A 12,630-nucleotide genomic window follows, 5' to 3' on the forward strand; every position below is an offset into this window, starting at 1 on the left:
CGCCGTGACCCGCACCAAGAGCCTGCTCGCAGCGCTCACTGCCTGCCTGCTGCTGTCCGTGCCGGCGGCAGCCGAGGCGAGGAACCAGTACGGCACCGGCGGCGACAACAAGATCAAGGGCACCGCCAAGGACGACACCATCAAGGCCCGGGCGGGCAACGACCGGGTCAAGTCGCTGGGTGGCAACGACCGGGTCGCCGCCGGGTCCGGCAGAGACCGGGTGATGGGCGGCGACGGCGCGGACGACATCGACGGCAACGCCGGCAACGACACCCTCTGGGGTGGGTCCGGCGGCGACGACCTCAACGGCGGCAGCGGCACCGACGTCGTCTACGGCGAGGACGGCGACGACAGGATCCAGCTCGGTGCCGGCAGCGACAGGGGTTTCGGCGGGGTCGGCCACGACGAGATGGTCGGCATCGACGGCGACGACCTGATGTCCGGCGACGACGGAGACGACCACGTTTCCGGCGGTGCAGGCAACGACTCGCTGTGGGGCGGCCTCGGCAGCGACACCATGGACGGCGGCGACGGCAACGACCTCATGTATGGCGGGCCCGGTGACGAGGGCAACCTCAGCGACTCGAGCGTGAAGCGCAGCATGACCGGCGACGCCGGCGACGACATCCTGGTGCCGGGACCCGGCGAGGACGCGGTCTACGGCGAGGAGGGCGACAACCACATCGTCGTCCGCAGCGACGGGTCCCGGGACAACCTCTACTGCGGACTCGTCTCCGACACCTCGCAGCCCAACGGGCTGCTCACCATCGTCGGCAGCCCCGAGGACCTGCGCAACAAGCTGGACGACGCCCGCAAGTGCGACATCGAGATCCTGACCGAGACGGAGTTCGCCCAGAAGTACCCGGGGATCGACCTCACCCTGGTGTAGGCCGGGCGGGAACCCCCTCTACACCCCCCGGATGGAGGGGGTTCCCAGTCTCAGCCCGCCGAGAATGGCGTCGTCAGAGGCGGCAGATCGCCCGCGCCGCGTCCCGTCGGATCCGCGCCGGCAGCAGGAGTGTCAGGAGCCTTCGCGCTCGCGCGGTGAGAGTCATCCGTGCCCCCAGAGTTCGCTGTCGTGCTTGGTGCTGAGCCCTCCCATCATGCCCCCGACGGCTCGTTCGATAACCACCCCTCCGGGTGCCTGCCCGAACGAGCTCAGGCACCTCTCGGCAAGTGCGCCCCCGGCAGGATTCGAACCTGCGGCATCCGGATTAGAAGGCCGGCGCTCTATCCAGCTGAGCTACGGAGGCTGGTTGGAGCCCATTGTTCCTGAAGTCCGGCGCAACACCCGCACTCCGTGGTGCAGTGGAGTGTGCGTACTCGTGTCGCGCTGCTGGTGCTCGCCCTGACGGCTGCCCTGGCCCCGGCGCCAGTTGGCGCCGACGTCGGTGCCGTGCAGCTCACGTACTCCGTCGCGCAACCGAGCAACGACAACCCGCTCGCCGGACGGAAGTGGGGGGTCTACAAGGGCAAGGCAGACCAGGCGTGGGAGCCGTACGTCCGGGCCAAGGGCCACCGCAAGAAGCTGCTGGCCAGGATCGCGCTGCGGCCCAAGGCGAAGTGGTACGGCGCCTGGATTCCGGACCGGGGCATCGAGGCGAAGGTCCGCGAGCACGTCGCCAACGCGACCAAGCGCAAGCCGGAGACGCTGTTCTCCGCTGCCGTGTTCCGGATGGTGCCGTGGGAGCACGAGGCCTGCGACCGGCTGCCGACCGCGGCCGAGGCGCGCAGCTACAAGACCTGGATCCGGGGGTTCGCCCGAGGCATCGGTGACGCGCATGCGATGCTCGTCCTGCAGCCCGACGGGCCGTTTGCGCTGTGCGTGCCCGACGGCTCGGACCTCCCGTCGTCGTTGATCGGCTTCGCTGCCCGCCGGTTCGCGCGGCTCCCCCACGCCAGCGTCTACATCGATGCCGGGGCGGCCGACTGGACCAGCGTCGAGGAGGCGTTGGACATCCTGGTGCCCGCGGGCATCGAACGCGTCCGCGGCTTCGCGCTCAACTCGACCCACTACGTCGCGACTGGTGACGAGATCCGCTACGGCGCCGAGGTCGTCGCTGCCCTCGACGAGCTCGGTATCACCGGCAAACGGTTCGTGGTCAACACCGCCGCCAACGGGAGGCCGTTCAACGGCTACGACTACGAGGGCGCGAACTTCGACAACGCCGAGACCTGCGCGAGCAAGGCCGACACCAGCTGCGTCACCCTCGGCATCCCACCGACCGCCGACGTCGCCAACCCGGCCTGGGGGCTGAGCGAGGAGGAGAACGCGCTCGCCGCGGCCTACGTCGACGGCTACGTATGGGTGGGCCGGCCCTGGCTGTACATGCAGAACGACCCGTTCGTGATGAGCCGGGCGCTCGCGGTCGCCCGGACCACGCCGTACTGACCTGGGCCGACCGGCCTCAGGGCAGCAGACTGCCCATCCAGCTCTCCACGTCGTCGGCCGTGCGGGGGAGCGCCGCGGAGAGGTTCCGGCTCCCGTCGGCCGTGACCAGGATGTCGTCCTCGATCCGGATGCCGATGCCGCGCAGCTCCTCGGGGACGAGGAGGTCGTCGGCCTGGAAGTAGAGCCCCGGCTCGACCGTGAGCACCATCCCCTCGACGAGGTCGCCGCGTGGGTAGATGTCCACCGACGCGGCGCCGCAGTCGTGCACGTCCATTCCGAGCATGTGGCTGGTCCCGTGCAGCGTCCACCGCGCGTAGACCTTCGAGTTGGGGTCCAGCGCCTCCTCGGCGGACACGGGGAGCAGGCCCATCGCCTCCAGGCCGTGCGCCAGTACGCCCATCGCGGCCTCGTGCGCGGCCAGGAACGGCACGCCCGGGCGGACGGCCTCGATGCCGGCCTGCTGGGCGGCGTGGACGAGGTCGTACAGCTCGCGCTGGACGGTGGAGAACCGGCCGTCGATCGGCAGGGTGCGGGTCACGTCCGCGGTGTAGAGGTTGCTGCCCTCGGCGCCCATGTCGAGCAGGACCAGCTTGCCCGGGTCGATCGTGCCCGTGTTGTCGATCCAGTGCAGCGTCGTCGCGTGCTGTCCGCCCCCGACGATGGAGTCGTAGCCGATGTCGTTGCCCATCGCCCGGGCCCGACGGAAGAACGTGCCCTCGATCCAGCGCTCGCCGTACTCGAGGGCGTTGGACCAGTCGCGGACGACGTCCTCGAACCCCAGGGTGGTGATGTCACAGGCCTCCTGGAGCTCGCCCACCTCCCAGTCGTCCTTGACCAGCCGGGCCTCGGAGACCACCCGCGCGAGTTCGGTGTCGCGGGACTCGTCGGCCGTCACCAGGGCATCGACGTCGCTCGAGACCCCGCGCAGGACCCGGGTCTTGCCGGTGCCGGCGAGCGCGTCGGGAAGCCCGTCGACGTGCCTCACCTCGAGCCCCAGGGAGTCGGAGATCTCCCGGAGCGACGGTCGGCGCCCGACCCAGAGCTCGCCGTACATCCGGTCCCGGAAGAACTCGTCGCTGTTGCGTGGGGGGCTCGGCCGGGCGTAGAGCACGGCCTCGCCGTCCTCGATCACGAGGACGGCGTCGCTGGTCTGGTTGCCGCAGTAGTAGGTGTGCGCGGTGTCGGAGCGGAACCGGTACTCGGTGTCGTGGGAACGCACCTTGAACGTGCCCGACGGCAGGACCAGCCGCTCTCCGGGGAACAGCTCGGCGAGTGCCGCTCGCCGGCGGGCGGCCGGACCGGCGATCGGGTGCGGGGGCAGGTCCACGTCGGCTCCGCCCCAACCCTCCCGCATGAACCGCGAGTAGGCCTCGGGGACCGCCGGGTCGTGGGCCTCTGTGTGCAACCCGTCGTGCAGCTGCTCGCCGCCCTCCGAGGTCGTGGTGTCGAGTGATGTCTCGTCGGTCACGCGGCCAGCGTACGCCGCTCTCCGGGACCCGTGAGCGGCCCAGTTACGCTCCTGCGCATGGACACGACGAGGACGAAGGTGCGGCGTGACAGCCGCGCCTTCACGGTCATCGTCTGCATCCTCGTCGGGCTCGGCGCGATCCCGATGCTGCTCGTCGTCGCGCTGTCCAGCGCCCCGGCCATCACCATCCTGGCCACGGTCATGGCTGCCGTCCCGGTGGTGCCGCTGGTGCTCTGCTTCCTGTGGCTGGACCGCTACGAGCCGGAACCGCGCCGGCTGCTCCTCATGGGTCTCCTGTGGGGGGCCTTCGCCGCGACCTTCGGCGCGCTGGTCGTTCAGGGGATCGGCGGCATCTTCGCCGGGGTGACCGAGGAGGCCTCGCTGGCCGTGGTGGCGCCGATCAGCGAGGAGCTCACCAAGGGCCTCTTCCTCTTCTTCCTGCTGTGGTGGCGACGCGCCGAGCTGGACGGGATCCTCGACGGTCTCGTCTACGCCGGCATGGTCGGCATCGGCTTCGCGTTCACCGAGAACATCCTCTACCTCGGCGCCGCCTACAACGGCGCCGACGGCATGGGCCCCGGTGGCGTCGTGGGCATCACCACCACGTTCGTGCTCCGCTGTGTCTTCAGCCCCTTCGCCCACCCGCTGTTCACCGCGTTCACCGGCATCGGCATCGGGATCGCGGTGACCACCCGGCGCCCGGTGCTGCGCTGGGTCGCCCCCGTCGTGGGGTACCTCTGTGCCGTGCTGGCACATGGCCTATGGAACGGCTCGACGATCTTCGGCGCCGAGGGGTTCTTCGGCACCTACCTGGTCATCATGGTGCCGGCGTTCATCGGCCTGATCTGCCTGGGCGTGTGGGCCCGGCGCTCGGAGCGCCGGATGCTCACCGCGGCGCTCGGCGACGCCGCCCAGCGCGGGCTCATCCCCGCCACCGACATCGGCTGGGTGGTCGACCTGACCGCCCGTCGCCGGGCCCGCGCCCACGCCAAGCAGACCGGCGGCAAGGCCGCCGAACAGGCCATGCGCGACTACCAGCAGGCCGTCATCGAGCTGGGCTTCCTCCACCACCGCTACCTGCGCGGCACCGCGCCCCGGGACTTCGCGGCGCGAGGTGGCGACTACGTCGCCCGGATCAACGCGGTGCGCCCGGGGATCGCCTTCCCCGGCCAGGTGGTGCCCACCCGATGACCCACAGCAGCACCCCCGCGACGTACGGCACAGTCATGCTGACCGCGCTCATCCGCCTCCACGACGCCCTGAAACAGGTGCGGCTGCCGCTGGAGATGCCGGGCACGGACGCCCACCGGGCGGCCCAGCGGGAGATGATCGACCAGCTCGAGGACTACGTGATCCCCCGGGTCACCACGATCGAGGCGCCACTGCTGGCGGTGGTCGGTGGCTCGACCGGCGCCGGCAAGTCCACCCTGGTCAACTCACTCGTGGGCGAGAAGGTGACGCAGCCCGGGGTGCTGCGCCCCACCACCCGGTCGCCGGTGCTCGTGCACCATCCGGAGGACGGCTCGTGGTTCGGGCAGGACCGGTTGCTGCCCGACCTCGAGCGGGTCTCGTTCGCGACCAACGACCCCGACGCGCTGCAGCTGGTCCCGAGCGCGGCGATCCCCCAGGGTCTGGCGATCCTGGACGCCCCCGACGTCGACTCGGTGGAGGAGCGCAACCGGCTGCTCGCCGCCCAGCTCCTCGCCGCGGCCGACCTGTGGGTCTTCGTCACCTCAGCGGCGCGCTACGCCGACCAGGTGCCCTGGGACTTCCTCAGGCAGGCGGCCGACCGCTCGACCGCAGTGGCGATCGTCCTGGACCGGACCCCGGAGGAGGCCGTGCAGACGGTCTCCACCCACCTGGCGCGGATGCTGGCCAGCCGCGGTCTCAAGGACTCGCCGTTGTTCATCATCCGGGAGGGACCGGTCGACGGGGAAGGGCTGCTGCCCGCCGACTACGTCGCCGACGTGCGGGCCTGGCTACGGATGCTCGCCGAGGACTCCGGCGCGCGCAGCGCGGTGGTCCTGCAGACGCTCGACGGGGCCGTCCGCACGCTCACCCTGCGCACGTTCCCGGTCGCCGACGCGGCCGCCGAGCAGACCGTGACCGTGGACAGCCTGCGGGCGGACGCCACCCGGGCCTACGACGACGCGGTCGCGGCGGTGGTCGAGGCCACGGCCGACGGCACGCTGCTGCGAGGTGAGGTGCTCGCCCGGTGGCAGGAGTTCGTCGGCACGGGCGAGCTGCTCAAGGGCCTGGAGACCAGGGTCGGCCGGATCCGCGACCGCCTCGTCAACACGGTCAAGGGCAAGCCACAGCAGGCCGAGCGGGTCACGGTCGCGGTCGAGTCCGGCCTGGAGCTGCTCATCCTGGAGCACGCCGAGGCTGCTGCCGAGCGGGCCGCGGCGTCGTGGCAGCAGCTCGCGGCGGGCCAAGGGCTCCTGCGGGACGCGGAGGGGGACCTCGGCCGGGCCTCCCGCGACCTGCGCCGGCGGGCCGAGCGGTCCGTGCGGGAGTGGCAGGCCGACGTGCTGGAGATGGTCCGCACCCAGGGCGCGGACAAGCGCTCGACCGCACGGTTCCTGGCCTTCGGCGTCAACGGCCTGTCCGTCGCGCTGATGATCGTGGTCTTCTCCCACACCGGCGGACTGCTCATGGGGGCCGAGGTCGGGATCGCGGGAGGGTCCGCGGTGGTCGGCCAGAAGCTGCTCGAGGCGGTCTTCGGTGACCAGGCCGTCCGCAGCCTCGCCGAGCGAGCCCGGCGGTCGCTGGAGGTCCGGGTCACCGACCTGCTCGCCGCGGAGCGGGCCCGCTACACCGACCTGCTCGACTCCCTCGACCTGGATCCCGAAGCGCCGGAGGCGCTGCGCCGTGCCTCACGGAGGGTAGAGGACGCCCGCTACGCGGGTCAGCTGCCGGATAGCCTGTGACGCTGTCCCTGCGCCCCCCTGTCACACCTCTGTCACCAACCGACCCGAGAGAACCGATGCCGTCCCTGCTCGAGAGTGCCCGCAAGATGGTCACCCGCGGCTCCGACCTCGGCGCCCGGATCGAGGGCCTGGAGGTGGCGATCCGTGCGGCGCGCGGCCGGCTCGACGACGACCTGGTCACGCAGGCCGAGGAGGTCGTCGACCGGGCGGCGGCGCGGCTCCGGCTGTCCGCGGACCACACCGTCGTGGCCATCGCCGGTGCGACGGGCTCGGGCAAGTCCTCGACGTTCAACGCGCTCACGGGCCTGGAGCTCTCCGCGGTCGGCGTACGCCGCCCCACCACCTCGTGGGCGACCGCCTGCGTGTGGGGCTCTGAGGGTGCGGCCGAGCTGCTCGACTGGCTGGGCATCCCGCCGCGGCACCAGACGACCCGGGACTCGATGCTCGACGCCCGCCTGGACCGCGGCAAGGACTCTGCCGGCAAGGACTACGCCGGCAAGGAGATGGAGGGCGTCGTCCTCCTCGACCTGCCGGACCACGACTCCACCGAGCTCGCCCACCACCTCGAGGTCGACCGGCTCGTGTCCCTGGCGGACCTCCTGATCTGGGTGCTCGACCCGCAGAAGTACGCCGACGCGGCGGTCCACGACCGCTACCTTGCGCCGTTCGCCTCGCATGCGGGGGTCATGGTCATCGTGCTCAACCACATCGACACCGTGCCCGAGGACCGGCGTCAGGCGATGCTCGACGACGTGCGGCGCCTCCTCGTCAACGACGGCCTGGGCGAGGTGCCGGTGTTCGCGACGAGCGCCCGGCACGGCGACGGCATCGCGGAGCTCCGTGCCGAGATATCCCGCCGGGTCGCCGAGAAGCGGTCGACGCGGCAGCGGCTCGAGGCCGACCTGCGCGCCGTGGCGGCCCGGCTCCACGAGGAGAGCGGGTCGGGCAATCCGCGTTCCCTCGCCCGGCAGCGGGTCGAGGCCATGGAGGACGCGCTCGCCGACGCTGCGGGCGTGCCGACCGTGGTCGCGGCCATCGAGCGGTCCACACGGCTGCGGGCCGGTCAGGCGACCGGCTGGCCACTGGTCTCCTGGCTGGCCCGGCTGCGCCCCGACCCCCTCAAGCGGCTCCACCTCGACCTGGGCGCGGCCGGCAAGCACCTGACGTCGCGGGCGCGGACGTCGATGCCCCGGGCCACGCCGGTGCAGCGGGCCAGGGTCGACAGCGAGGTCCGTGAGCTCGCCGAGGACGTCTCGGCCGGCATGACACCGCCGTGGACCGATGCCGTCCGGCGTGCCTCCCTGTCCCGGCTGTCGGAGGTGACCGACCGGCTCGACCTGGCGATCGCGGAGACCGACCTCGGGGTCGCCCGGCTCCCGGTCTGGGCCAACCTGGTCCGTGTCGTCCAGTGGCTGCTGATCCTCACGGCGCTCGTCGGCGGTGTCTGGTCGGTGGCCATGGCGGCATCCGGGACGCTCGGCTCCTCGTCGGTGCCGAAGTACGCCGGCGTCAGCCTGCCCCTGCTCATGTTGCTGGGCGGGGTCGCCGCAGGGGTGCTGCTGGCGCTCGTGTGTCGGCTGCTGGTCTCGGTCACGGCCCGGTCGCGGGCCGCCTCGGCGAACAGGCGGCTCCGGGACGCGGTCGAGGAGGTCGCGGCCGAGCTCATCGTCACCCCGATCGCAGCCGAGCTGGATGCCTTCCGGACCGTGCGCAACGGGCTCACGACTGCCCTGAAGTAGGTCCCTGCAGTAGTGCTCTGAAGGAGCGCTGTCCGGCCGGAAGGCGTCCACAGCGCCGCGGCCCGGGCCTCTGTCCACAGGTCCGGCCGGCGAGGCCCGGGTCCGGTCGGTGCCCGCAGCCAGCCTCGGACCCGCGCCGTCCCACGGGGGACGGCCGGACGGAGAGGAGACAGCGGGTGAACGACACACTCGTGACGTTGCAGGGCAACCTCGGCGGGCCGGTGAGACTGCGGGCGGCCGGCGAGACGGTGGTGGCGAGCTTCCGGCTGGCCTGCACCCCCCGGCGCTACCAGCGGGGGAGCGACACCTGGTCCGACGGCGAGACGCAGTGGTTCACGGTCAATGCCTGGCGTGGCCTGGCCGACAACTGCGCGGCCTCGTTGCGCACGGGGGATGCGGTGTTCGTCAGCGGACGGATGTCCCTGCACACGTGGGTCAACGCCGACGGCGTCGAGCAGCAGACCTGGGAGGTCACGGCCAGTGCGGTCGGCCACGACCTCAACCGCGGGACCAGCCGGTTCGTCCGGCCGGCACGTCCGGACGCGCCGCCCGAGACGACGGCGCCCCCCGCAGAACCGGAGGCGTCGCCGGACCGGGCCGAGGTAGCGGCGTGAGCTCGCTCAGTCCTCGGGGGCGTAGTCCGCCCAGGCCGGCCCCCCGAATCGGTCTCACGGCGATGTCGAACTAGGCTCGTCGACCATGGCTGAGTACGTGTTCACGCTGCGCAACGTGCGCAAGGCCCATGGCGACAAGGTCGTTCTCGACAACGTCACCCTGTCCTTCCTGCACGGCGCGAAGATCGGCGTTGTCGGGCCCAACGGGACCGGCAAGTCGACCCTCCTGAAGATCATGGCCGGCCTCGAGCACGCCAACAACGGGGACGCCATCATCGACCCCGACGCGACGGTCGGGATGCTCCAGCAGGAGCCGCCGCTGACCGAGGGCCGGACCGTGCTCGAGAACGTCGAGGAGGCCGTCGGCGAGATCAAGGCCAAGATGAAGCGGCTCGACGACCTCTACCTGGCGATGGGTGACCCGGACGCCGACCTCGACAAGCTCAACGACGAGGCCGGCGCGCTGCAGAGCGAGCTCGACGCGGCCAACGTGTGGGACCTCGACAGCCGGCTCGACCAGGCCATGGACGCGCTGCGCTGCCCGCCCCCGGACGCGATCGTCGACACCCTCTCCGGTGGTGAGCGCCGCCGGGTGGCCCTGTGCAAGCTGCTGCTCCAGCAGCCCACGCTGCTCCTGCTCGACGAGCCCACCAACCACCTCGACGCCGAGTCCGTCCAGTGGCTCGAGGGTCACCTCAAGTCCTACCCCGGCGCGGTGCTGGCCATCACCCACGACCGCTACTTCCTCGACAACGTCGCCGAGTGGATCCTCGAGCTCGACCGTGGCAAGACGCACCCCTACGAGGGCAACTACTCGACCTACCTGGAGACCAAGAAGGAACGGCTCAAGATCGAGGGCCAGAAGGACGCCAAGCGGGCCAAGATGCTGGAGCGAGAGCTCGAGTGGGTCCGGTCGAACGCCAAGGCTCGCCAGACGAAGAGCAAGTCCCGGCTGGCGCGCTACGAGGAGATGGCCGCCGAGGCCGACCGCGCCCGCAAGATCGACACCTCGGAGATCAACATCCCGGCCGGGCCGCGCCTGGGTGACGTGGTGCTGGAGGCCAAGAACCTCACCAAGGGCTTCGACGACCGCGTCCTGATGCGTGACCTGTCGTTCTCGCTGCCGCGCGCCGGCATCGTCGGCGTCATCGGTCCCAACGGCGTCGGCAAGACCACGCTGTTCCGGATGATCACCGGTTCGGAGAAGCCCGACGAGGGCGAGCTCGTGGTCGGCCAGACGGTCAAGCTCTCCTACGTCGACCAGAGCCGCGGCGGCATCGACCCCAACAAGAACGTCTGGGAGGTCGTCTCCGACGGCCTCGACTTCATCAAGGTCGCCAACTTCGAGATGAACTCGCGCGCCTACGTGGCCTCGTTCGGCTTCAAGGGCCCCGACCAGCAGAAGAAGGCTGGTGTCCTCTCCGGTGGGGAGCGCAACCGGCTCAACCTGGCCCTGACCCTCAAGATGGGCGGCAACCTGCTGCTGCTCGACGAGCCGACCAACGACCTCGACGTCGAGACCCTGTCGTCCCTCGAGGACGCGATCCTCGACTTCCCGGGCTGTGCCGTGGTCACCTCGCACGACCGCTGGTTCCTCGACCGTGTCGCCACCCACATCCTGGCCTGGGAGGGCGACGACGAGGACGAGGCGAAGTGGTTCTGGTTCGAGGGCAACTTCGCGTCCTACGAGGACAACAAGGTCGAGCGTCTCGGCGTCGAGGCGGCCCGCCCGCACCGGGTGACGCACCGGCGGCTGACCCGCGACTAGTCCTGGGACTGTCGCATCTCCATCTCGGGATGCGCCTCGACCAGGTTGTCCGCCACCGCGTCCATGACCCTGCCGAGGGCGGCCAGGTCATCGTCCCGGACGAGGTCGACGAGGTGCTCGCGCACCCCTTCGACATGGGTGGGCGCCGCCCGGACCAGCAGGTCGAGGCCCTTGTCGGTGAGGCTGGCGATGATGCCGCGCCCGTCCTCGTCGGAGCGCGAGCGCTGGACCAGACCGGCCTTCTCCATGCGGGTGACGGTGTGGGTCACCCGACTGCGGCTGTGGGCGAGCGCGTCGGCCAGTGCGGCCATCCGCATGTGTCCGTCGCGCTCGGAGAGCCGCACGAGGATCTCGTACTCGACAAGGGAGATGTCGAAGGCTCGGCGCAGGTCCTCGTCGAGCCGGTCGAACAGCAGGGTGGTGCCCATCACCAGCGCTCGCCATGAACGCTGCTGGCCATCGTCGAGCCAGCGTGCTTCCCCGGACACGGGGAGAGGCTAGACCCGCTCGAGGATGAGCGCCATGCCCTGACCGCCGCCGACGCACATGGTGATCAGCCCGGTCGACTTGTCGTGGAAGTCGAGCGAGTTGAGCATCGTGTTCTGCAGACGGGCGCCGGTCATGCCGAACGGGTGGCCGACCGCGATCGCTCCGCCGTTGACGTTGAGGCGGTCGAGGTCGATGCCGAGGTCCTGGTAGGACGGGACGACCTGAGCGGCGAAGGCCTCGTTGATCTCGACCAGGTCGATGTCTCCGATGCTCATGCCGGCGTTGGCCAGGGCCCGCTTGGTCGCCTCGACCGGACCGAGGCCCATGATCTCGGGGGAGAGCCCGCTGACGCCGGTGGCGACGATCCGCGCCAGCGGCGTGACCCCCAGCTCGGCCGCCTTGGTGTCCGACATGATGATGACGGCCGCGGCCCCGTCGTTGAGGGCGCAGCAGTTGCCGGCGGTCACGACGCCGTCGGGCCGGAAGACCGGCTGCAGCTGGGAGATGGCCTCGTAGGTGACCCCGGCGCGCGGTCCGTCGTCCGCCGAGACGACAGTGCCGTCAGGGGTTGTGACCGGGGTGATCTCCCGGGCCCAGAAGCCGTCGGCGATCGCCTTCTCGGCGAGGTTCTGCGAGCGCACGCCGAATTCGTCGAGCTCCTTTCGGTCCAGGCCGCGCAGCCGGGCGACGTTCTCCGCGGTCTGGCCCATGGCGACGTAGACGTCGGGCAGCAGGCCGTTGTCGCGGGGGTCCTGCCAGTCCTGGCCGCCCTGGGCCAGCTCCTCGGTGTGCGCGGTGGCGGCGTCGAACAGCGGGTTCTTGGTGTCGGGCCAGTGGTCGGAGGTGCCCTTCGCGAAGCGCGACACGGTCTCCACGCCCGCGGAGATGAAGACGTCGCCCTCGCCGGCCTTGATCGCGTGGAACGCCATCCGGGTGGTCTGAACCGAGGACGAGCAGTAGCGGGTGATCGTCGCGCCGGGCACCTCGTCGAGGCCGAGCAGCACGTTGACGATGCGCGCCATGTTGTTGCCGGACTCGCCGCCCGGGAGACCGCAGCCGAGATAGTGGTCGTCGATCGTGGTCGGGTCGAGCTCGGGCACCTTGTCCAGCGCCGCCCGGATGATCGTGGCGGTGAGGTCGTCCGGACGGAGGTCCTTGAGCGATCCCTTGTTGGCTCGGCCGATGGGTGAGCGGGCGGCGGAGACGATGACGGCTTCAGGCATGGGCCGA

General features: G+C 71.0%; 10 protein-coding genes and 1 tRNA gene. 7 read left to right on the forward strand and 4 right to left on the reverse strand.

Annotated elements, in window-relative coordinates; genetic code table 11:
- The first annotated feature begins 4 nt into the window (after positions 1–4).
- Positions 5–889, forward strand: a complete 885-nt coding sequence (locus ACYVC6_RS12645) for a calcium-binding protein (RefSeq protein WP_460714545.1) — start codon at positions 5–7, stop codon at positions 887–889.
- A gap of 290 nt (positions 890–1,179) precedes the next feature.
- Here the strand turns inward: ACYVC6_RS12645 and ACYVC6_RS12650 are convergent.
- Positions 1,180–1,253 (reverse strand) — tRNA-Arg (locus ACYVC6_RS12650).
- A 62-nt stretch (positions 1,254–1,315) separates the two neighbouring features.
- Between ACYVC6_RS12650 and ACYVC6_RS12655 the strand changes: the two genes are divergently transcribed.
- A complete protein-coding gene (locus ACYVC6_RS12655) occupies positions 1,316–2,392 on the forward strand; it encodes a glycoside hydrolase family 6 protein (RefSeq protein WP_460714547.1) in 1,077 nt (358 codons plus the stop codon).
- 16 nt (positions 2,393–2,408) lie between these two features.
- Here ACYVC6_RS12655 and ACYVC6_RS12660 read toward each other — a convergent pair whose 3' ends face one another.
- Positions 2,409–3,860, reverse strand: coding sequence for an aminopeptidase P family protein (locus tag ACYVC6_RS12660; protein WP_460714549.1), 1,452 nt, complete (start codon positions 3,858–3,860; stop codon positions 2,409–2,411).
- A gap of 57 nt (positions 3,861–3,917) precedes the next feature.
- Here ACYVC6_RS12660 and ACYVC6_RS12665 point away from each other — a divergent pair, with 57 nt between their 5' ends.
- From ACYVC6_RS12665 to ettA, 5 genes are all read left to right on the forward strand, one after another.
- Positions 3,918–5,051, forward strand: coding sequence for a PrsW family intramembrane metalloprotease (locus tag ACYVC6_RS12665; RefSeq protein WP_460714551.1), 1,134 nt, complete (start codon positions 3,918–3,920; stop codon positions 5,049–5,051).
- Complete coding sequence (locus tag ACYVC6_RS12670) at positions 5,048–6,790, forward strand: ABC transporter (RefSeq protein ID WP_460714553.1); 1,743 nt, start codon at positions 5,048–5,050, stop codon at positions 6,788–6,790. Before ACYVC6_RS12665 ends, ACYVC6_RS12670 begins: the two co-directional genes overlap by 4 nt.
- Positions 6,791–6,846: 56 nt before the next feature.
- Positions 6,847–8,529 (forward strand): GTPase, encoded by a 1,683-nt coding sequence (locus ACYVC6_RS12675; protein ID WP_460714555.1) that lies wholly within the window; start codon positions 6,847–6,849, stop codon positions 8,527–8,529.
- A 176-nt stretch (positions 8,530–8,705) separates the two neighbouring features.
- A complete protein-coding gene (locus ACYVC6_RS12680) occupies positions 8,706–9,143 on the forward strand; it encodes a single-stranded DNA-binding protein (RefSeq protein ID WP_460714557.1) in 438 nt (145 codons plus the stop codon).
- 85 nt (positions 9,144–9,228) lie between these two features.
- Positions 9,229–10,911, forward strand: coding sequence for an energy-dependent translational throttle protein EttA (gene ettA, locus ACYVC6_RS12685; RefSeq protein ID WP_460714559.1), 1,683 nt, complete (start codon positions 9,229–9,231; stop codon positions 10,909–10,911).
- Here the strand turns inward: ettA and ACYVC6_RS12690 are convergent.
- Positions 10,908–11,399 carry a MarR family winged helix-turn-helix transcriptional regulator gene (locus ACYVC6_RS12690; RefSeq protein WP_460714561.1) on the reverse strand — a complete coding sequence of 164 codons (492 nt, stop codon included), beginning with the start codon at positions 11,397–11,399 and terminating at the stop codon, positions 10,908–10,910. The two genes, ettA and ACYVC6_RS12690, sit on opposite strands and share 4 nt — an antisense overlap.
- A 9-nt stretch (positions 11,400–11,408) precedes the next feature.
- The gene (locus ACYVC6_RS12695; protein ID WP_460714563.1) at positions 11,409–12,623 is read right to left on the reverse strand and encodes an acetyl-CoA C-acetyltransferase; all 1,215 of its coding nucleotides are present in this window, start codon (positions 12,621–12,623) and stop codon (positions 11,409–11,411) included.
- Positions 12,624–12,630 lie beyond the last annotated feature (7 nt).

Source organism: Nocardioides dilutus (assembly GCF_054779555.1).